The sequence below is a fragment of the Acidithiobacillus sulfurivorans genome (assembly GCF_018853815.1).
In the GTDB taxonomy this organism is placed as follows: domain Bacteria; phylum Pseudomonadota; class Gammaproteobacteria; order Acidithiobacillales; family Acidithiobacillaceae; genus Acidithiobacillus; species Acidithiobacillus sulfurivorans.
The window spans coordinates 1-21,229 of sequence record NZ_JAAOMP010000125.1 but is presented as its reverse complement, the minus strand read 5'-3'; the positions used below and the strand labels follow the sequence as shown (position 1 = coordinate 21,229).

Annotated in this window: 21 protein-coding genes; 10 read left to right on the top strand and 11 right to left on the bottom strand. The window is 54.5% G+C overall.

Annotated features, from left to right (window positions below; all coding sequences use genetic code 11):
- Positions 1–221: 221 nt before the first annotated feature.
- Positions 222–1,454, bottom strand: coding sequence for a tyrosine--tRNA ligase (gene tyrS / locus HAP95_RS11530; RefSeq protein WP_215884352.1), 1,233 nt, complete (start codon positions 1,452–1,454; stop codon positions 222–224).
- 355 nt (positions 1,455–1,809) lie between these two features.
- Between tyrS and panD the strand changes: the two genes are divergently transcribed.
- Both panD and HAP95_RS11520 read left to right on the top strand, forming a co-directional pair.
- Positions 1,810–2,181 carry an aspartate 1-decarboxylase gene (gene panD / locus HAP95_RS11525; RefSeq protein WP_215884351.1) on the top strand — a complete coding sequence of 124 codons (372 nt, stop codon included), beginning with the start codon at positions 1,810–1,812 and terminating at the stop codon, positions 2,179–2,181.
- A gap of 61 nt (positions 2,182–2,242) precedes the next feature.
- Positions 2,243–3,439: an MFS transporter gene (locus HAP95_RS11520; protein ID WP_215884350.1), complete on the top strand. Its 1,197-nt coding sequence runs from the start codon at positions 2,243–2,245 to the stop codon at positions 3,437–3,439.
- A gap of 119 nt (positions 3,440–3,558) precedes the next feature.
- Here the strand turns inward: HAP95_RS11520 and ccsB are convergent, their stop codons facing one another.
- Both ccsB and HAP95_RS11510 read right to left on the bottom strand, forming a co-directional pair.
- Complete coding sequence (gene ccsB, locus HAP95_RS11515) at positions 3,559–4,734, bottom strand: c-type cytochrome biogenesis protein CcsB (protein WP_215884349.1); 1,176 nt, start codon at positions 4,732–4,734, stop codon at positions 3,559–3,561.
- Entirely contained in the window at positions 4,715–6,580 is a 1,866-nt protein-coding gene (locus tag HAP95_RS11510) for a cytochrome c biogenesis protein ResB (protein ID WP_215884348.1), read from the bottom strand. Before HAP95_RS11510 ends, ccsB begins: the two co-directional genes overlap by 20 nt.
- A gap of 94 nt (positions 6,581–6,674) precedes the next feature.
- On the opposite strand from HAP95_RS11510, the gene yihA reads away from it, so the two are divergent.
- Positions 6,675–7,409, top strand: coding sequence for a ribosome biogenesis GTP-binding protein YihA/YsxC (gene yihA / locus HAP95_RS11505; protein WP_368356581.1), 735 nt, complete (start codon positions 6,675–6,677; stop codon positions 7,407–7,409).
- Between the two features lie 65 nt (positions 7,410–7,474).
- Entirely contained in the window at positions 7,475–8,737 is a 1,263-nt protein-coding gene (kch, locus tag HAP95_RS11500) for a voltage-gated potassium channel protein (protein ID WP_215884347.1), read from the top strand.
- Here the strand turns inward: kch and polA are convergent.
- Positions 8,734–11,457, bottom strand: coding sequence for a DNA polymerase I (polA, locus tag HAP95_RS11495; RefSeq protein ID WP_215884346.1), 2,724 nt, complete (start codon positions 11,455–11,457; stop codon positions 8,734–8,736). The genes kch and polA overlap by 4 nt on opposite strands.
- Before the next feature lie 69 nt (positions 11,458–11,526).
- On the opposite strand from polA, the gene HAP95_RS11490 reads away from it, so the two are divergent.
- From HAP95_RS11490 to HAP95_RS11480, 3 genes are read left to right on the top strand one after another with little or no spacing between them, the layout of a single operon-like run.
- Positions 11,527–12,246 (top strand): LOG family protein, encoded by a 720-nt coding sequence (locus tag HAP95_RS11490; RefSeq protein ID WP_215884345.1) that lies wholly within the window; start codon positions 11,527–11,529, stop codon positions 12,244–12,246.
- 17 nt (positions 12,247–12,263) lie between these two features.
- Positions 12,264–12,626: a DUF2782 domain-containing protein gene (locus tag HAP95_RS11485; RefSeq protein WP_215884344.1), complete on the top strand. Its 363-nt coding sequence runs from the start codon at positions 12,264–12,266 to the stop codon at positions 12,624–12,626.
- A gap of 27 nt (positions 12,627–12,653) precedes the next feature.
- Positions 12,654–13,586 (top strand): homoserine kinase, encoded by a 933-nt coding sequence (locus tag HAP95_RS11480; protein WP_215884343.1) that lies wholly within the window; start codon positions 12,654–12,656, stop codon positions 13,584–13,586.
- 16 nt (positions 13,587–13,602) lie between these two features.
- Here HAP95_RS11480 and HAP95_RS11475 read toward each other — a convergent pair whose 3' ends face one another.
- Positions 13,603–14,043 (bottom strand): ComEA family DNA-binding protein, encoded by a 441-nt coding sequence (locus HAP95_RS11475; RefSeq protein ID WP_215884342.1) that lies wholly within the window; start codon positions 14,041–14,043, stop codon positions 13,603–13,605.
- Positions 14,044–14,123: 80 nt separating this feature from the next.
- A complete protein-coding gene (gene uvrD / locus HAP95_RS11470) occupies positions 14,124–16,253 on the bottom strand; it encodes a DNA helicase II (protein ID WP_215884341.1) in 2,130 nt (709 codons plus the stop codon).
- A 116-nt stretch (positions 16,254–16,369) separates the two neighbouring features.
- Between uvrD and HAP95_RS11465 the strand changes: the two genes are divergently transcribed.
- From HAP95_RS11465 to HAP95_RS11455, 3 genes are read left to right on the top strand one after another with little or no spacing between them, the layout of a single operon-like run.
- Positions 16,370–17,332, top strand: coding sequence for a DnaJ C-terminal domain-containing protein (locus HAP95_RS11465; RefSeq protein ID WP_215884340.1), 963 nt, complete (start codon positions 16,370–16,372; stop codon positions 17,330–17,332).
- A 15-nt stretch (positions 17,333–17,347) separates the two neighbouring features.
- A complete protein-coding gene (locus HAP95_RS11460) occupies positions 17,348–17,635 on the top strand; it encodes a chaperone modulator CbpM (protein ID WP_215884339.1) in 288 nt (95 codons plus the stop codon).
- A gap of 22 nt (positions 17,636–17,657) precedes the next feature.
- A complete protein-coding gene (locus HAP95_RS11455; protein WP_215884338.1) occupies positions 17,658–18,188 on the top strand; it encodes a methylated-DNA--[protein]-cysteine S-methyltransferase in 531 nt (176 codons plus the stop codon).
- Between the two features lie 82 nt (positions 18,189–18,270).
- On the opposite strand, the gene HAP95_RS11450 is transcribed toward HAP95_RS11455, so the two are convergent.
- The 5 genes from HAP95_RS11450 to HAP95_RS11430 form a co-directional block, all read right to left on the bottom strand.
- Positions 18,271–18,510 (bottom strand): hypothetical protein, encoded by a 240-nt coding sequence (locus HAP95_RS11450; RefSeq protein WP_215884337.1) that lies wholly within the window; start codon positions 18,508–18,510, stop codon positions 18,271–18,273.
- Positions 18,479–19,600: an ATP-binding protein gene (locus HAP95_RS11445; protein ID WP_215884336.1), complete on the bottom strand. Its 1,122-nt coding sequence runs from the start codon at positions 19,598–19,600 to the stop codon at positions 18,479–18,481. Before HAP95_RS11445 ends, HAP95_RS11450 begins: the two co-directional genes overlap by 32 nt.
- Before the next feature lie 170 nt (positions 19,601–19,770).
- Entirely contained in the window at positions 19,771–20,514 is a 744-nt protein-coding gene (locus tag HAP95_RS11440; protein WP_215884335.1) for an SDR family NAD(P)-dependent oxidoreductase, read from the bottom strand.
- Positions 20,511–20,909: a VOC family protein gene (locus HAP95_RS11435; protein ID WP_215884334.1), complete on the bottom strand. Its 399-nt coding sequence runs from the start codon at positions 20,907–20,909 to the stop codon at positions 20,511–20,513. The genes HAP95_RS11440 and HAP95_RS11435 overlap by 4 nt, the downstream gene beginning before the upstream one ends.
- A gap of 108 nt (positions 20,910–21,017) precedes the next feature.
- Positions 21,018–21,229 (bottom strand): hypothetical protein (locus HAP95_RS11430; protein ID WP_215884333.1); only part of this gene is annotated, 212 nt, incomplete at its 5' end.

Here is a 21,229-nt window from a genome sequence, read left to right as displayed (position 1 = left end):
CTTCTGCCATGTCCAGAACGTCTAAACGCCCTAAACACAGCTTGGGCCTAAACCCCACACATCTCCACTCGGCTTTTAAAGAACATCCGGACCGGAGTCCGGTGCGGCTCAACGCCGCGTCGTGAGGGCGCATTATACGCAGGCATCGAAGGGTGTCAACACAATATTTTCGTATCTTTCCTGCATTCTGAACTCGACCATCAGGAAGTCTTCATATTCTGTCAGTTAGCGTTTTTCTCCGCGCGGAGCGCCACCCTGGCAAAGTGGCGTTTACCTAGTTGCAATAAATACTCCTCCCCAATATTCAGCGTTATCGCCGGATCGCCTGCTCGTTCGCCGTTCACTCGTACAGCATTTTCGCGGATTTTGCGCATGGCTTCGCTGTTGCTACTTGCTAAACCGGCCTGCACCAGCACCTGCGCCAGGCGTGGATGGCTATCGAAGGCATAACTCTGTAAAGGTAGATCCTGCGGTGTTTCATGGCGCTGAAAGCGTGCCAAAAAAGTCTTACGTGCCTCTTCTGCCGCTTCTTTCGTATGAAAACGGGTCACCAGCTCTTCTGCAAGATCCAGTTTTATATCCCGAGGATTCAGTAATCCTTCTGCTGCTCCACGACGTAATTGTTCCTGCTCCTGAACAGAGACCCGGGACAGCAGGGTGAAATAGCGCCACATCAAAACATCCGAAATGGACATGATCTTGCCAAACATTTCTACGGCAGGATCTTCTACGGCAATAAAATTACCCAGGGATTTGGACATTTTCTGAACCCCATCCAGACCCTCCAGAATCGGCATGGTCAGCACCAGTTGCGCTTTTTGTCCGTATTCTCGTTGTAGTTCCCGACCTACCAGCAGATTAAAACGCTGATCGGTCCCACCCATTTCCAGATCCGCCTTGATGGCTACCGAGTCATATCCTTGCAGCAGGGGATAGAGAAATTCGTGGATGGCAATGGGTTGATTCGCTGCATAGCGCTTACTGAAATCATCGCGCTCCAGCATCCGGGCTACTGTATAGCGTGCGGCAAGCTGGATCAGTGCTTCTGGAGCCAACGTTCCTAACCACTTGGAGTTAAAAAGTATTTCAGTCCGCTCAGGATCAAGAATTTTGAAAACCTGGCGCTGGTAGGTTTCAGCATTGGCGGTCACCTCCTCACGGCTGAGAGGCTTGCGGGTGACATTTTTGCCTGTCGGGTCACCGATCATCGCTGTAAAATCACCCACGATGAATAATAATTTGTGCCCCATGTCCTGAAACTGTCTTGCCTTATGGAGTAATACCGTATGACCGAGGTGAAGATCCGGAGCGGTCGGATCCATACCGAGCTTGATTCTTAATGGTTCGGATTTTTCTGCCGCGAGCTCCAGACGTTTGGATATTTCTCCTTCCGGAAGTATATCCACCGTGCCCAGAGCAATTTGTGCTTCTGCCTGTTCTGTATTCATGGTCATAAATAATCCGCAATTGATCGGGTAGGCCGCATCTTAGCATTTACGCAAGCCGCGCTGAATGGAGGCGTCATCATTCATGTAACGTGCCGGCTAATCTGACTGAAGTCCTGCCTCAGCAACAAGTAATTTCCAGCAAACCAGCAGCCATCTCCCGATTTTGGGATGGCTGCAACCATTCCCCCATCACCCTGCAAGGGGTAAACTCGACAACCATTAAACTTGTCGGGAGATACTCTCATATGCTTAGTCTCTGGGGAGAAATTGTGATCATGGTCGGAACCCCCCTGCTTCTGATTATTGTTGCGGTGGGCGTCAATCGCCTGGCCAAAAAGCACCAGCAGGATGACGACCGCTCATGACTTTGCTCACCTTACTCAAGGGCAAGTTGCATCGGGTTCGGGTTACCGCCGTGGAACTGGAGTATGAAGGCTCCTGCGCCATTGATGCGCATCTGCTGAAAAGCGCGGGCATTTATCCTTACGAGCAAGTGCATATTTATAACGTCAATAACGGCGACCGGTTCAGTACTTATGCCATTTCTGCAGCACCCGGTTCGGGGATCATATCTGTAAATGGTGCAGCTGCGCGCCGCGTCGCTTTGGGCGACATTTTGATTATTGCCGCTTACGCACAAATAGCTGAAGATCAGGCTGCAGAATTTCAGCCTCGGCTCGTGTATGTGGACCCGCACAATCAAATCACCCATGCCCGTCATGAAATCAAATAAACTGTCCCACTGAGCCTTTACCCCATTGCTTTCAGACATTCCTCGCAATGCTCGTCTGCTCATGGCTGCACGGGTTGCCCGGAGTGTGGGCCAAGGTGCGCTGGTCGTAGATTTTGCCCTCTATCTCCATGCCTTGCATTGGTCAGCCATCCATATCGGCGGCTTATATTCAGTGAGTTTGCTGGTGGGCGCGCTGGCAACCCTGATTGTTGGGCCACTCAGCGATCGTTTTGGCGCCAAACGCTTTTTGTTGGGCTATGAGGCCGTCCAGATTGGTGTCGCAATCATCGCCTTGAGTACGGCCCAGCCCCTTTGGCTCAGCTTGGCGGCCATTCTCGGTGCATTTGGCAGAGGGGCTAATGGTGGTGCCGGCCCCTTCGCCCCCGCCGAACAATCCTGGATGTCCCGGAGCGTTTCCAACAAGCAATGGGGACAGATTTTCCACCTGAATACCAGTGTCGGACTGGCAGGTATGGCCGTTGGCGCATTGTTGGCGACGCTACCCGGACTACTGAATGAGGTATTGCCAGGACCGGAAGCATATCGGTCTTTATTTGTCGTAGTACTACTGGGTTCATTGCTTTGCCTGTTTTTCTTGCTACGCGCTGGAGAGTCCTCTCTATCGGCTGAAGAGGTTGATCAGGATGCTGCTCCTGCCACAAAACTGGAAAACCCTGCGATCGTTGCGGACAAACCCTCGTCTGTAGGACGAGTCCTGCTGAGATTTGGCGCCATCAATGCTTTGAACGGATTAGGTATTGGCATGGTCGGTCCACTGATGGCCTACTGGTTTCATCTGCGCTTTGGCGTAGGTCCTGCCGCTATTGGTGCGGCCATGGCTTTGGCGTTTTTCAGTGCAGCGCTCATGTCGCTTCTGGGATTACGCCTGACCAGACGTTTTGGCATGGTTGGTACGGTGACCCGCATGCGCCTGCTTGGTTTGATTATGATGTTGGCCTTACCTTTTGCGCCCGTATTCTGGCTGGCCGTGCTGCTCTACATTTTCCGGGCTGCGCTGAACCAAGGCAGTACCGGATCGCGGCAGGCGTTGTTTCTGGGATTGGTTGGAAAAGACAAACGTGGTCTGGCAGCCACTGTAAACAGTTTGTCCCTACAAGCACCCAGAGCCATCGGGCCCAGCATTGCCGGACTGTTCTTTGAAGCCGAAATGCTGGTTACCCCGTTTTTATTAGCCGTGGCCTTGCAGGGAATGTACCTTGCGCTGTTTCGCCAGTTTTTCGGCAAGCAAAAGCCATAAGCATCTGATCAGATCTCGCGCCGATCCTGTTGATTCTCACAATAATTTACAGCCAGACGTCCAGCGCACTGGTCATCAGATTATTACCGAGTCCCAGAAAACCGGGTTCATCCGGAAATTTATAACTTCCCGTAAGAATGCAGCCCTGAAAGAAACATATTGACGCCCAGAAAACAGAAACTCACGACCCAAAGGCTCATGAATGACCACCAGGCCATGGCCGAACCGCGCCAGCCCTTAACTACGCGGGCATGTAAATAGCCGGCGTAATTCAGCCAGACAATCAGTGCCCAGGTTTCTTTGGGATCCCAGGACCAGAATCCGCCCCAGGCTTTGGCGGCCCATACCGCGCCCAAAATGGTTGCCACCGTAAAAAACAGAAATCCCAGGGCAATGGCCTTGTACATCACGTCGTCCATGACTTCACTACTGGGCATGACCCGAAGCAGCAATCCCGAACCACGGCGACGCGACCGCTCCGTCAACAAATAACCCACACCAATGAGACTGGCGATGGTAAAATTGGCATAACCCACAAACATCATGGGAACGTGTAATTTCATCCAGAAACTTTGCAGGGCAGGAATGAGTGGCTCAATCTGGTCCATGTGCTGGGCAAACGTCAGCCAGAGTAAAAATCCCACTCCGGCGGCCACCAGAGGCATCACAAAAGCGCCCAAAGCGCGCGCTTCGTTACGCTTTTCATAATACAAATAAAATAAGGGCGTAGAAGCGCAAAAGAGGACCAGAACTTCCCAAAGGTTGCTTACCGGTATATGCCCCCAATCTGGATGGCCCAGGTAGGTTTCCCGCCAACGTACCCCAAGGCCAATGAACCCCATGATGACGCCAGCCCAGGTCAGGGCTGTGGCCCACTGACCCACCCACTCACGTCCGGTAAAAAGATAAAACAGATAACAGGCGGTGGCGGCGAGCAGCAGCGCGGACATCCACATAACTGCTGCGTAGCCCTGTAAAACATCACGCAGGAGTATATCATTTGTGGTGGTTTGGCCGATGCTATAAAGCCACACAGCCAACAACGCGGGCAACACGATTCCGATGCTGGCCAACTGCACGGGACGCCAGGCAAGCCCCGCTACCAGCAGGGCGCTATACCAGGCACCCAACACCACAAATTGCCAGTAACCAAAACTGCTGCCGTACAGCCCTAAAATAATTCCGGCAGCAATACTCAATCCAGCAAACCATGCCCAGTCTCTTAATTTCCACTGTGCCCACCAGCTTGGCTCCGGGCTTAATTCTGTCCAGCTTTCAACGCGTGTGTTGGCCATCTTTTTGCTCCTTGTATTCGGCGTGATCGACGCCCAAGGCCTGCTCCAAGGTCCCGGTCCATCGCTTAAACTCTTTGGTAAAATCCAGACGGTTGCGGTCTGCAGAAGCCCCCAACAACAACTCTACTCCCTCGGACTCCTGTCCCTGGGGACGAAGGCGGAGCCAGATACGCTTCTGAGGAATATAAAACAGGATGAAAATGCCCAGCACCAGGGCCACACATCCCCAATAAATCACAATGGTCCCCGGCCACTTGGTCACCTGCAAGCCGGCTGCCCAGCGATGATCAAAACTACTTAACGATAAAATGAAAGGCATGGGGTAATCGTGTAGTTGCACCAAGGTTTGCATACTCGCCTGCAAGAAACGGGATTGTTCCGTCGTGCTCATTCCCGGAGCATGACGGGCGACAACCTGCTGAAAGGTCTCTGTGAAAATAGCCTGAGAAGCGTTGGCACCCGTACGGGCCGCAGACTGCAAGGCCGCCAGATAATCCATGAACAAACCAATGCCCCCGTTAGGCCCGGTAGGGATATATATGTATCGGTAGGCATCTCCCAATGCCTCGCGATATCCCTGAACAAAAAAACCTTGTCCACCCCGCCGCATGGGCGTCATGTACGTCTTGAATTCGGCGGCCTGACCATTGGGATTGTGAATGATGTAGGTAAAGCTGGGGCCCAGATTGAGGGTCGGATGATCTGGAGTGGCTTTTTCGCCTACCGCCGCCTTGGGCACAATGTTGTAAAGATTGAAATTTTTCAGATCGACGGCGTAGCCGGAATGACCGGCATGAAGGGTTTGTCCCACCCGCCCGGAAAGTTCGCCGGGGGCGGCGCCCGAGGCTCCAAGCAGATAGGTTTTCATATGCAGCAATGAACCCCCATCACTGAAGCTCGACTGATAAATATATACCCCGTCATAGGACATGGGGTGATTCACGCGGACATTACCCGTTTTGAGGACTTTCCCCTGCGGGCTGAAGAGCACGACCCGGGAAGTAAAATCTTTGGGCATTCCGGTGGAATAATAAGAAATATGAAACGATTGCAAATGAATCCGAAAAGGCAGGGGCTGCACGAGATAACCATTACCGGCGAGTTCAAATACCGCATTGGCGGTCTGACCTTCGGGCAGCGTGATAATCCCCCGGTAAGCCGGATTGTTTTGGGACATCCAGGCCGTCCGGGGGATTTTTGAAAGCGGAAGATCAAAATTCTGCTCTGGTTTAAGTGTTCCTTGCCACTCTGCCCATTTAACGGGCACGTCGGCGTTATAAAGTGCCGCCGCACAAATGACGACAATGGCGATATGGGTGAGAAAGTAGCCTAGACGATGGTAGCGGCCCTTGCGGGCAGCAATGGCCATATCGCCATCTTTTTGTTCCACGCGGGGTTTATAACCAGCGGCTCGCAACACTTGCAGGATGCGCTCTTGTGCCTGAGCCATCGGCAACGCCGTGGCCATACGTACCCAATGATCCTGACCCAAAATCACGGTATCGCGTTGGCGGATTGGAAATTCGCGCATTTCGCGCAGCATCCGGGGACTATTGCGAGTGACACAAGTTGCCGTGGATAACACCAGAAAAGCCACAATCGCCGTGTACCACAAGGTGCGGTACACATTGTACAAACCGAGTTCACGGTATACCGAAAACCAGAACGGCCCAAACTGCATAGCATAATTCTGGTAAGGCTGCTGTTGACTGAGAATAGTGCCAATCACCGAAGCAATGGCCAGTAATACCAGCAGACTGACCGCCAGTCGCATGGACCCTAAAAACTGTACCAGCAATCGCCAGCGCGGCTGCTGCCAGGCAAGGCCATCTACATGTGCTTGCAAACCTGTTCTCCCTATTTTTTTCAGTGAATTATTCCACTTGAATTGTTTTTTCGCAGTCTAGGTCCTGGACCGGGTGGCAGCAAGCTCCCTGAGCATGACTTTCAGATTGCCAGAACCAACTGACGACGACTATGCTCTCAGCATGAACCATACCAACCCAACACCTTTCCGTTTCGCCCCGTTACGTCGGGCCAGCTTTCGCCTCAGCGTGACCCAAGCGGGACAACTCCCCCCGGATGATGGGGCCGAAGTGGCCATTGCCGGACGTTCCAACGTGGGCAAGTCCTCTACCCTCAACATGCTCACCGAACGTCGCGCCCTGGCACGCGTCAGTCGCACGCCCGGCCGCACTCAGGCCATCAATGTGTTTGATCTGGATCCTGGCCAACGCCTCATCGATCTACCCGGTTATGGTTATGCCAAAGTCCCCGAGGCCTTAAGGCGTTCCTGGGGTCCATTACTGGAACAATACCTGCGCCGACGCAGCAGTCTGCGCGCCCTGATTCTGGTCATGGACATTCGCCATCCTTATGGGCCACATGATGCTGATCTGATTGGTTTTGCTGCGGGTTGTGGTCGCCCGGTCCACGTCCTTCTCAATAAGGCCGACAAACTCAGCCGGGGGGCGGCCTTGCAGGAAATGGCCCGATTGCGGCGGATGCCGGAATTGCAGGGGGTTGCCATGCAACTGTTTTCGGCGCAAACCGGACAGGGTCTGGACGAGCTTCATCAGTTAATTGCGGGCTGGCTGGCTCCCTGCGAACAAAAAGAAACCCCGACTTCTGCCGGGGTTAATAACGAGCCCTCAAAGGGAGGGGAGGACTCATGATCCGGCCAGGGAGGGTAGACCGGATCCAGACAAACAATTCGTTACTCATCGGGTTTGAGTGAAGCATGCTGGAAAAGTTCAGTCACACACCTCATCCCTGGCATATTTTACGCCCGAGCTGGCGTAACCGCTGGCGAGGACGCGCCGAGCGCTGGGCAAGACGCCTGCAGCTTGAACGCTGGTACCCACATACACCCATTGCTGCAGCGGTAGGTTTTCTGGGGCTTTTCAACATTCTTCCGGCCATCGGACATTTGCTGGGCCTGAGCTATGTTGGCAGCCTTGCAGACATGTCCAGCGGCTTTGTGCTGGACGCCTTTCGTGGCCTTCCTCAGGGTGCTGCAGGCATCATTCTGTTGATCATGTCGCTGGGACTGTTATTTCGTTCGCGTTTCGCCTGGGCCATTGTTCTCACTATTGCATCAGCGGTTCTTGCCGTTGGTATTTACCGCCATCCCCAACATATTTCTGCATTGCTTTACTACAATGCGGTTCTGGTGTTTTTTTTATGGATTTTCCGGGGTCGTTTTAATCACAGCAGTCTCGCCACCGGTACCCTGTTTGCACTGGTAGGCGCCATTATGGTTATGGGTTATGGGGTTTTCGGTGCGTATATTCTGGGTGACGGCTTCAAACCGCATATTCATAGTCTGACGGAGGCACTTTATTTTTCCATCGTTACCATGTCTACCGTAGGTTATGGCGATGTTCTGCCCGTTTCCAACGAGGCCAGACTTTTTGTGGTATCTTTGATTGTGCTGGGAATCACCGTATTTGCCACTTCGTTATCGGCCATTATTGTTCCTGCAATCAATAACCGACTGCAGTCGGCGCTACAAGGAGAAAAACGCCGCATGACTCTGAAAAATCATTACATCATCGCGGGCGATACGCCGCTGGCGCGTAATAGTTATCGAGAACTGAAAAGTCGCAATTTACCCGTCATCGTGATCATGGGACACCAGCCCGATGACTCTATTTATCAGGCTGATGATTTGATTATCGGTGACTCCAGTGACACCGATATATTGCGCAGTGCCGGTGCCGAGCAGGCTCTGGCGGTTCTCGCCCTGCGCGCAGATGATTCAGAAAACGCCTTCGTAGTGCTGGCAGTCAAGGAAATGGAAGGCTCCGCCAAAACCGTTGCCGCAGTCAACGACAGTAAAAATCTTGGCCGGGTGCGCAGGGTCCAGCCGGATATGATCATCGCTCCCCAGGTACTGGGTGGCGAGCTGCTTGCCATGGCACTCAATGGCGAGCAACTGGATAACAACGCCGTCATGAAAATGTTCCGTTTCAGTACTGGCGCCACGCCCAATAAAGGCTAGCCGTGCGCAGCATCCCAATGTTTTCCCACCCCGATGCCCACCAGTAGGGGAACTGCCAGCTCTGCCACGCCTTCCATACGCCCCCTGAGGGCAGCACGGGCAGCTTCAAGGCCATTCTCGGGCACCTCCAGAATCAACTCATCATGCACCTGCAAAATCATTCGACCCCGGCCCGGGTCTTCCTGCAACCAGGCATCTACGGCAATCATGGCTTTTTTAATCAGATCAGCCGCCGTGCCCTGCATGGGCGCGTTGATGGCAGCCCGCTCGGCGTAATTGCGCCGCGCCGCATTACTGGAGCGAATTTCAGGCACATACAAACGGCGTCCGAACAGGGTTTCCACATAACCCTGCTGGCGCGCCAGAACACGGGTTTGCTCCATGTAAGTGAGCACCCCTGGATACCGTTCGAAATACCGATCCATGTAAGCCCGGGCAGCGCTCTGCTCAATACCTAGCTGCTGGGCGAGGCCATAGGGGGTCTGGCCATATATCAAGCCGAAATTGATGGCTTTGGCTGCACGCCGGGCATCACTATCCACCGCCTCCGGAGCCAGATTGAACACTTCTGCCGCCGTCGCGGCATGAATATCCTGGCCCTCGGCAAAAGCCTGCAAAAGACGGGCGTCCCGGGAAAGGTGGGCCATGATGCGCAATTCAATTTGTGAGTAATCGGCACTCAGCAGATAAAATCCATCTTCCGCAACAAATGCCTGACGAATACGCCGACCCTGCTCGGTACGCACCGGGATATTCTGCAAATTCGGCGCACTGGAGGACAAGCGTCCGGTGGCTGCCACGGCCTGCTGAAAATGGGTATGTACCCGACCCGTCCGGGGGTTGATCATTTCTGGCAGGGCGTCTGCATAAGTGTTTTTCAGCTTGGCCATTCCCCGATATTCCAGAATCAGTCGGGGGAGATCTGCCTGAACCGCCAGTTGAGCCAACACATCCTCACTGGTAGAGGGCTGGCCGCCGGGCGTTTTTTTCAGGACCGGCAACTGCATTTTATCAAAAAGAATTTCCTGGATTTGTTTCGGTGAGCCGAGATTGAACGATTGTCCGGCTGACTCGAAGGCCTTGGCTTCACAAGCTGCCATATCCCTGCCCAATTCCATGCTGAGGGTCTTCAACTGCTCCTTGTCCACCCGTACACCTGCCTGTTCCATACGTGCCAGCACCAGCACCAGCGGCATTTCAATGTCCATCAGGACGCGTTGCAGGCCCGGTTCATTGGCAAAGCGTAGCCACAGCTGGGCATCAATCCGCCAACAAACGTCCGCATCTTCAGCCGCATAGGGTAAGGCCTCGGATACGGGCACGTCGGCAAAATTGCGCGCCGACTTGCCTTTGCCCGCGACTTCTTCGTAGGTGATGTTCTGGTGCTGCAGATAGCGCTGCGCCAGAGTGTCCAGATCGTGGTTGTTCTGGCTGCTGTCCAGGATGTAACTTTCCAGCAGGGTATCCCGGCACAAGCCTGCCGGATGAATGTCGTAACGCCAGAACACCCGCCAGTCATACTTGGCATTTTGGGCCAGTTTTGCTGCCAGCGGATTTTCCAGCCAGGGGCGCAACGCTGCTAAAACATGGTCCAGCGCCAGCTGCGTGCGGTCATCCCGATGTCCTACCGGAATATACACCGCTTCAATCTGATCGCCTTCCTGCCAGGCACAGGAAATACCCACCAGATCGGCATTCAATGGGTCCAATGCCGTCGTTTCCGTGTCCAGTGCCACCAAGTCCGCCTGCTGCAGCTTTTGCAGCAGGTTTTCCAGCGCTGCGGGGGTCGTAATCGCCCGATAACGGCTGCGATCAATAGATATTAATCCCCCCACAGCGGTTTCATTTACCGACACCTCGGCATCCTCCGTGCCCGGCTCGACTGGATATTCCTTGAGCCAGGCATGAAAGCCCAGGCGCAGGGCGAGGCTGCGCAATTTTTGGGTGTTTTCGGGAACGCGTTGATAAGATTGCTCCGGCAGATGGAGATGGCAGCGAATCGTGGTCAGATCCAGACTGAGGGGCAGATAGTCCAGAGAGGCCCGCAGTGCCTCGCCTATTTTGCCACCGATTTCATCGGCGTGAGCCAGAACGCCATCCAGACTGCCATATTGCTGAATCCATTTGGCCGCTGTTTTTGGCCCGGCTCCGGGTACCCCCGGAATGTTATCGACCTTGTCACCCGTAAGCGCCAGTAAATCAGCGATACGTTCAGGGGCCACACCATAACGTTCCCATACCCCGGCCACGTCGGTTTTCATGCCCTTCATGGTATCCAGCAGGGTGACCTGATCATTCACCAACTGGGCCATATCCTTATCACCCGTCACGATAATCACCTGCTGGCCCGCCTGCGCCGAGCCCGCGAGCGTCCCAATGACATCATCGGCTTCTACATCCGGCACCAGCACCAGCGGCAGACCTGTTGCCTGAATCCATTCATGCAGCAGCGGAATCTGGGCGCGTAAATCCTCCGGCATGGCTGGACGCTGGGCTTTGTATTCCGGATAAAGCCGGTCACGAAAAGTCCCGCCAGGAGCATCAAAAATCACAATGATTTCATCACTGGGATATTCTTTCGCCAGGCGCCGCAGCATGTTGGCCACCCCGAATATCGCTCCGGTAGGTAGATTATCCGGCGCTCGCAAGTCCGGAAGGGCATGAAAAGCCCGATACAGGAAGCTGGAGGCGTCAACGAGAATACGAGGGTCTTGGGGCATGATCTGGGACTTGTCTGCGAATTTCCGTCATAATACGGAAAATCTCCATCATTGACACGGGAACGAGGCATGCGGGCGCATCTTGAGGAAGAAAAACTACGGGACGGGGGAGAAGGACGACTCACCCGCGAGGCTTGGAAAATCTTCCAGATCATGGCGGAATTTGTGCGCGGCTATGAAAAACTGGTGGACGTGGATCCCTGCGTCAGCATTTTCGGCTCCGCCCGCCTGGGACCCGATAATCCCTGGTATCTGAAAACCCAGGAAATTGCTGAAAAACTCTCCAATGCGGGCTTTTCGGTTCTGAGCGGCGGCGGCCCCGGCATCATGGAAGCGGCTAACAAGGGGGCTTTCCACGGCACCGGCTACAGCATCGGGCTGAATATTGAGCTCCCCCATGAGCAGCACAGTAATCCTTATCAGGACATTGCCATTTCCTTTGAGCATTTTTACTCCCGCAAGGTCATGTTCATGAAATATGCGGTCGCCTATGTCGTCATGCCCGGCGGTTTTGGGACGCTGGATGAGCTGGCCGAATGTCTGACCCTCGTGCAAACCGGCAAAACCCGACGCATGCCCATTATTCTGGTAGGTTCGGATTTCTGGAGCGGGCTGATTGCCTGGTGGCAGGAGGCCATGCTCGGCCTCGGCACTATCAACCCTGAAGATTTGAATCTGATTACCGTCATTGATGATCCTGACAAAGTCGTATCGGCTATATTTAATCATTATGAAAAGCGCGGTTTTGCCCCATCGGCCGCCGAAACAGAAGCCCTTCTCAACCTTTAGATATTCAGGGAGTTCCCATGTCTACTCGTATCATGATGACCACCATGGTTGCCGCTCTTGCCCTGGGCGTCGCCGCCACTGCCTTGGCAGATACGGATGCTGCACTACCCAATTCGGCACAACAAAACATCAAAAAACTGAATCTGCCCAAACTCGCCCCACAAAAAATCGGTCCCAATGCCGAAATCAAGGCACCGACCGGATCCAAAATCGAAGAATACAAGGTCAACGGCAAGGTTTACATGGTCAAGGTCATTCCGCCCAAACCCTTCCCGCCCTACTATCTGGAAGACAAGGGCGGCACCGGGCGTTTCACGGAAGTTCCGCAAACCGATGCGGAGCACCTGAGTGTTCCGCAGTGGATTTTATTTCGCTGGTGAAGCGCCTGTTAGAGTAAAACTGCATCCATGTCTGTTTACACCAATGTCTCCGATCAGGAGCTCGCGCAATTCCTGGAAGACTATGATCTGGGAAAAGCGATCTCCCTGACCGGCATTTCTGCGGGCGTCGAAAATAGTAATTATTTTCTGGATACGGACCAGGGCCGTTTTGTACTGACTCTGTTTGAGCGCCTTTCCGCCGCTAAAATTCCCTATTTTCTGGATCTTACCGATTGGTTAAGCACCCATGGCATTCCCTGCCCGCGCCCTATGCACACCCGTAGCGGGAAAAGCCTGAATAGCTTATGCGGCAAACCTGCCGCCATTGTGCAGTGCCTTCAGGGTCGGTCCATTGAAGGGCGGGCACCCACGCTAACGGAAATTCGCGCTTTGGGGCAATTACTGGGACAAATGCATCTGGCGGGAGAAGATTTTCCCCAGCGCCATCCCAACCCTGCGGGACTGCCCTGGATGCAGGAGACCGCCCGTCATCTGGTGCCGCATCTGGATCCTGCCGACAACCAGATAATTGCCGATGAACTGGCCTATCAAAGTCACATTCAGCGGGAAAAACTACCGGGAGGGGTCATTCATGCAGATCTTTTCCCCGACAACGTGCTCTTCGCAGAACAACAGATTTCCGGCACCATCGACTTTTATTACGCAGGCGATGATGCCTGGCTTTATGATCTGGCGGTCGTCACGAACAGCTGGTGCGCACGCCCTGACGGCCTGCTGGATCCTTCTCTGAGTACGGCACTGTGGGAGGCTTATGTGGCGACACGTCCGCTGCGCGATGACGAAGCCCCCCTGTGGTTTGCCATGCTCCGGATAGCCGCCTTGCGCTTCTGGCTGCTCCGGCTGGATGCGGTGCACTTCCGCCGCCCTGGCGCCATCACTTTCTGCAAGGATCCGGAAGAATACCACCGGATTTTGTTACAACGCCGTCAAGGGCTATAGCCCTTCGCTTGTGGGTTCAGGACGATTCCTGCAGGGAAAAATGCCGGTAATGAAAGGCGTTACTGTCGGGGCTACCGTTCAGAATATACCCGTGACTACCTTGTCGTATGGCCCGCTCTTCTCCGGCTGGTATCGCCTTTTTTCGTGAAGCCGCTTTCCCGGCCGAACAACCCGTAACGGACGATAGAGCCGTCGTCTGACCATCCAGTGCCAGTGAGGGGCGCAATCTTTCCAGCAGTTTGCTGCCAATGCCATGCACCTGGGCAAGATCATCGAGAGTTTTAAAAGATCCGTGCGCCTTGCGATATTCCACAATAGCCTGTGCCTTGGCGGGACCAATACCCGGCAAACTATCCAGTGCAGCAACATCTGCGGTATTGATGTTGACGGATGCCCACAATGGCAGGGCAAACAAGGACAAAGCCACACCCAGTAGTATTCCCATCCGTATTTTCATCACGCTCCTCCCATTATTCTAAAAAATGCCTGTTGCTTTTGGGGCTTTGCAGCGACTTTGGCGGTTTTTGCTTTTGAATGTCAGGGTAACTGCTGTAATTGCACTACACCCAAAGCCAGCCACTTGGCCCCCGAACTGAACTGCACCTGGATTCGGCCCTGACGACCGCCTGCCTCGTAATCCAGCACCGTCCCCTCGCCAAATACCGGGTGCTGTAAACGGGAGCCCAGCGGATACGGCATTTCCGGGGCTGCAGGTCGTAGCGCCATGGCGGGACGACTGATGCGCGCGCGCGGACGCAAATCCTGCAAAAGCTCCTGGGGGATTTCCCGCAGAAAACGGGAGGGCATGCTCATTCTTTCACTGCCGTGCAAACGCCGGCTTTCAGCATGACTGAGCACCAGCAGGCGCATGGCCCGGGTCATGCCCACGTAACAAAGGCGGCGTTCTTCCGCGAGACCCTGACCATCTTCCAAAGAGCGTTGGTGCGGAAACAGACCCTCTTCCAACCCCACCAGAAAAACCAGAGGAAACTCCAGGCCTTTGGCGCTGTGCAAACTCATCAGCTGGACGCAATCTTCCCAGGCATCTCCGGCCCCATCGCCCGCCTCCAGCGCTGCATGCGTGAGAAACTCGGAAAGCATGTTGCCGGGTTGCGGTGCCAGCTCACCCAGTTGCGGATCAGCATGCCAGTCCTGGCCGTACGCACGCGCGGCATTGATGAGTTCATCGAGGTTTTCGAGGCGGCCTTCAGCCCGGTCGCCCTCACGACTGTGCCATTCGCGCAGGGCGGTATGCTGCAAAATAATTTCCACACGCGAGTCGAGGTCCCTCTCTTGGGTCTGCTCGGCAAGCGCATCGACCAGATTCAAAAATCCATTGATTTTTGCCTGATTCAGCGCTCCGGCCGCCTGCCAGAGCGACAGGCCCTTTTCGCGGGCAAGATTGCGCAGCCGTTCGACACTGACCGCCCCGATGCCACGCGAAGGCACATTCACAACCCGCTCGAAAGAAGCATCATCATGACGATTGGCGGTCAGGCGCAAATAGGCGAGGGTGTCCTTGATTTCCGCCCGCTCAAAAAAGCGCAGGCCACCATAAACCCGATAAGGTAAGCCTTCACGCACCAGAACTTCTTCAAAAGCGCGGGACTGGGCATTGGAACGATAAAGAATGGCACAATCAGAGCGTCGCCCGCCCTGATCCTGCCACTGCTGAATTCGCCCGATGACATACCGGGCTTCATCAAATTCATTGTAAGCCGTGTACAGGTGCACCGATTCGCCACCAGGCTCGGCGGTCCATAGGGTTTTACCCATGCGGTCGGGATTGTTGGCAATAACGGCATTGGCTGCCTGGAGAATGGCGGCGGTAGATCGGTAATTCTGCTCCAGACGCACGACCTGGGCACCCGCAAAGTCTTCCCCAAAACGCAGCAGATTCTCGACCCGTGCGCCGCGCCAGGCATAAATGGACTGGTCATCATCCCCAACCACAAAAATCTGGCCATGCCGCGCCAGCCCTTTCAGCCAGGCATATTGCACCGCATTGGTATCCTGAAACTCGTCCACCAGAATATGCTGAAAACGTCGCTGATAATGATCCAGAATCTCCGGAGACTCCCAAAGCTTCAGGGCATACAGAAGCAAATCACCAAAATCGAGCAGCCCGGAGCGTTGCTTGGCGACTTCATAGGCCTGATAAATCGGCACAAAAGCCGCAGCCACCGGTCCCTCGTAGCGCAACACCTGTTCCGGTCCCCAGCCTTCGTCCTTCCAGCGGCCAATGCGCCCCGCCATGGCCCGGGGCGGCCACTGCTTTTCGTCCATCTGCGCCTCGCGCATGAGGCGGCGCAACAAACGCTGACTGTCTTCGGAATCCAGCACCTGAAAATCAGCGGGCAACTTCAGTGCTTCATGATGCAGGCGAATCAGGCGATGTGCGAGGCCGTGAAATGTCCCCATCCACAGGCCGCGCAGTTCCATGGCGACCATTTTATCGAGGCGTTCGCGCATGGATCGTGCCGCCTTGTTGGTGAAGGTGACGGCCAGGATTTCTCCGGGATGCACGCCCTCTTCGAGCAGATGCGCGATGCGGCTGGTAAGCACCCGGGTTTTACCGGAACCGGCACCAGCCAGCACCAGTGCCGGACCAGGGGGAAGCGTCACCGCCTCCAGCTGACGAGGGTTCAGGGTTGACCAATCAGACAAAAAACATTCCTCCCACCCGACCTGGCGGGCTTGAAAACACGGTATAATGGCCGCATTGTGAAAGCAGACTTACAGGCTTGGCCCTGTCTGCTATAACCCATGATAAGGGGGAACCATTGGAATACAAAGACTACTACAAAATTCTCGGGGTGGAACGCGGGGCCGATGCCGATGCCATCAAGGCCGCGTATCGCAAAATGGCACGGAAATATCACCCTGACGTCAGCAAGGAAGCCAACGCTGAAGACCGCTTCAAGGATTTGCAGGAAGCCTATGAGGTTTTGAAAGATCCGGAAAAACGGGCGGCCTACGACCAATTGGGCAGCAACTGGCGCGCCGGGCAGGATTTCCGTCCACCGCCCGGCTGGGGTGGGCAGCCTGGCGGTTTTGGGGGTGGTGGGTTTGGCGGCGCAGATTTTGGGGGCAACGGCGGCTTCAGCGACTTTTTTGAATCCCTGTTTCGCCAGCAGCATGGCGGTGCTGGCGGTTTTCATGGCGGCGGCGCGGGGTTTCGCAGCCAGGGCGAAGACAGTGAAGCCAGCATCCAGATCAGTCTGGATGACGCCGCTCAAGGAGCGCAACGCGACATCAACCTGGAAATGCCCACGCTTGGACCCGATGGCCGGATGCGCCGGGAAGCGCGCCGCCTGACCGTCAAAATCCCCAAGGGCATTCGCGAAGGCCAGAGATTGCGCATGGCAGGACAAGGTTCACCGGGCATGGGCGGCGGACCCAATGGCGATCTTTATCTGCAGGTCCATTTTCAGCCGCATTCCAAATTCCGGGTAGAGGGGGCCGATCTGTATCACGACCTGCACATCACCCCCTGGGAAGCAGTGCTGGGTGCCAGCGTTGAGGTTCCTACTCTGGAAGGCAGTGTCCGGATGAAAATCCCGGCGGGCAGCAGCAGCGGCCAAAAACTGCGTCTCTCCCAAAAAGGACTGCCAGGAACCAGCAGCAAACCAGCGGGTGATCTTTACGCTATTATTCAAATAGTCGTCCCCAAAAATATCAGCGATGAAGAAAAAGCTTTGTGGACCCAGTTAGGAGAAATATCCAGCTATCATCCCCGCCGTTAGAGAGGAGAGTGCACGATGGTCTCAACGCCCATTCAGGTTATTGAAGCGGAACTGCTGGAGGAGGGGGCTTTCTGCTTTGATTTACCGCGCTTCTGCACCTTGCTGCATTGTGCCGAAGGCGAAGCCGTGCAACTGGTCCACTATGGCGTCATCCATCCCGAAGGCAGCGGTCCCGAGCACTGGCGCTTCCGCAGCCTGGATCTTTATCGGGCCAGACTGAGCCGCCGCCTCGCCCGTGATCTGGAAATTGATCTGGCCGGGGCCGCCCTGGCGGTGGATTTACTGGAACGCTTGCGGCATTAGTGGCTCTTGCAGGGCTGAAAGCATGTCTCTCAACAAATCCGTGGACTGGCGTATTCATAGGTGCAATACCCCTTTGGGGGAAATGCTCCTGGTAACTGATCCGCAGGGCATTTTGCGGGCTTTAGATTACTGGGAGGACAGCCAGCACAGTATTCTTGAAGATCTCGGACGATTGTACGGTACGGACCGAATCACGCTGACAAGCGGCCCCCTACCCACGATGATACGTCATAGTCTGGAGGCTTACTGGGCGGGAGATTTGCAGGCACTGACGGCCATTCCTACAAAGTCTGCCGGAACGCCCTTTCAACAGGCAGCCTGGGCGTGGTTACGCACTATTCCCGCCGGAGAAACCCGCAGCTACAAGGAACAGGCCCAGGGTATGCGTCATCCTTTGGCAATTCGCGCAGTAGGACGCGCTAACAGCCAGAATCCCATTGGTATTGTCGTACCCTGCCACCGGGTCATTGGCAGCAATGGCACCCTGACTGGATATGCGGGCGGCATAGATCGCAAACGCTGGTTGTTGCAACATGAAGGCGCCCTATCCTGATTCGCATTCTGACCAGAATCCTGGCATGACGTAAGCCCTCCTGCATGTGGGGAGAACCGGAGGAAGCCCTGCATGGGTTCAATCAATTGGTTGAGGAGCCTAGTCGCTCATGAAACTTTTCGCTCAGGACAGCGCCATACTGAAACGCAATGCCGTAACCAGCAGACCTTGGCGGTAATAAAAACGGATTCATCGCATAATAAGCGGCAAGCACAGCAGCCCCGAACAGCCAATGAATAAAACTGAGATCAGATGCCGCAACGATATGGTGATTTTGTGTTCCACTATTTCTATGCTTTTTTGTTTTTGCGAATCCAGGCAAGAAAAGTCGGATCCTCTATTCGGTAAGATCCCGATCCACCTGAACTTGCAATGACACCCTGACCCATGAGCCTCCTGATGGATTGCTGTACATTGGATATTTTGGTTGTCCCTGTGGAGATGCCGAGAGTGTGATCCATGTTGGCGCGATGTTCTTTGCCGTAAACCTTGCCTGACTCAACGATCTGGAGCAGCACAGCCTTGTCCATAGGGCTAAAGCTTTTCCATTTTTCTGGGTAGTTGGCCGCGCTTTCTATATTTTCTCGGACTTCCTGCAGGGAAAGATCAAAGTCCTGCGATCCTGTAAGCACCATTTTTTCCAAAAGCGAACGAAAATACAGTGGCACACGGTCCAGTTCCTCAAAGGCTTGCCATGCGCGATTTTCGTCCAGCTTGTTTCCGGTGATTTTTCCATAGGTGCCTAACAAGTGTTTGACGAACGGCCTGTCCATCAAGGGGAACAAGAGTTGCTGGCTAAACTGGTACAGCGGGGCTTTTTCCTTGTTAAACATCTGCCGCAGACCTTCTTGCGATGACCCTGTGAAAATGACCTTAATCTGATCTTTGTACTTGTCGAGTGCGCTGCGCAACGCGGCCACTAATGCGCCGTAGCGGGGTTCGTCGGCCAGCGTTTGCACCTCGTCGATGAGGAGTAACACTGGCCGTTTCCCTTCCGCCAGGTGGCGCATCACCTCACCCAGTTCAATCAGGTCTTGTGAACTTATTTTTTTATCTTCTTCCCCGCCTACGGTCAGACTGCCTTCTGCGCCCATGAATCCGGCGCCAACTTTGAGCTTTGGCCCGGTGCGCACTTTCTGGACCACTGTGCGGAAAAAGCTTTGTTCTCTGGCTTGGATCTCCTTGATCAGCGCCTGTCCTGGATCTCCTTTCACTTCCCAAAGTGATACATAGATGACCCAGTATCCCGCCGCCGCTGCAGCCGGGGTGAGGTCTTTGCGCAGGAACTCGGTTTTCCCCATCCGGCGCGGCGCAAACAGTGCAAGCGCGTTGCTCAACCCGATATTCAGAATTTCTACGTACTTCTGCGCGAGGTCGGTCCTCTGATAGTGCCATATATCGTTTCTGTCCATGTAGCAAATTATAGCACAACTTTTGCTATATAGTATTTTTTTAATATTTTTTGCTATTTAAAGGCCCCGCCAGATCCAGCAGTTGCAAGAGGATGCGACTGGATATGAAGATACCACCGAAAGATCGGAAAATTTCTCTTCTCTCTAACGTAGGGTTCGTTTCCCATGATTTATAGCAAATTCATGCCACCATCGACCATCATCACTTCACCCGTTAGATAAGTCGATTCGGTCAGCATCAGCGCCACATCGGCAATATCTTTCGGACTCGCGCTGCGGCGCATAGGCGCTTCACGTATCCACTGCGCACGAATATCGCTCCAATTCTCGGTCAGCGGCGTATCCACCAATCCGGGAGCAATTGCGTTTACCCGAATACCGGGCCCCAGGGTTTTGGCCAGTAAACGGGTAACATGATTCAGTGCGGCTTTGCTGGCAGCGTAAGGAATAGAGGCGCCCTTGGGCCGCACCCCGGCATGAGAGCTGATATTTAGCACGGATGCAGGATGTTCATCTGTCGATGCGGCGCGCAGGTAAGGCTCGCCAAGCGCAATAAGCTGCCAGGGTGCGACCACATGGAGCTCGTAGAGACGGTGCCAGATGTCCGGGGTTGCGGCCAATAAATCATCATGCGGAATCACGCTGGACTCACCCGCATTATTGACCAACACATCCAGCCGACCATAGTGCGCAATCACTTGATGGATCAGTTCACGGCGCGCGGCATCGTCCAGAAGATCAGCCTGAAAATAATGGGCGCCCGCCAGTGTCGCTGCTGCTTGAAGGCCTGCAACTGAGGAAACGCGAGAATGCAGAGCCACCCGATATCCGGCCTGAGTCAAACGATGTGCAATGGCGAGGCCAATGCCGGAGCTCGCACCGGTCACCAATGCGACACGCGCCCTATCAGTCATGACCATTTAATTGCCGATTCATAAATAGACACCTCCAGCAGATTCCCATCGGGATCCCGAAAGTAGACTGAAGTAATCGGACCTGCGGCTCCAGTGCGGGGCACGGGACCCGCTTCAAGGGCAACACCACAGTTCTGGAGATGGGCGAGTAGCTCGCGAATTTCTCCCTGAGCGATGAAGCACAAATCAGCGGATCCAGGAACAGGATGGGCCGCATGCGGGGCAATGGGGCATTCTGCCGGATGCAGATTGATTTTTTGCTGCCCAAAAACCAGAGCGTTGCGCCCCTCGCCAAAAGTGACTGCCTGCATACCTAACACCTGTGAATAAAAGGCGATGGTTGCAGATATATTCTGCACGGTCAGAACCAGATGATCCAGTCGGTCGATTTGCATGGGGGGTCTCGGACAACAAAGATGAGCGACCAATTTAACACAGAGCTGCGTCAGTTTCTTAACCGAAAACCGGGTGATATTTAACTTCAAAGGATCAGAATGTTACCATTACTTTTCGTGAAAAAGGGCCTCCACATGCGCCATGGCTATCCCTTGAAAATCCTGTGATATGCGCTGGTCGTGGGCAACTTCTGCCCAAAACAGCAGAGCCAAATCTCTGGCCATCGAAACCATACCATGTTCTGCGGGATAAGCCGCTACAGGACGGAACTCGGGCACCACGGATCCCTGCGCATCCGGCGCATATTGCATTGGCAGCA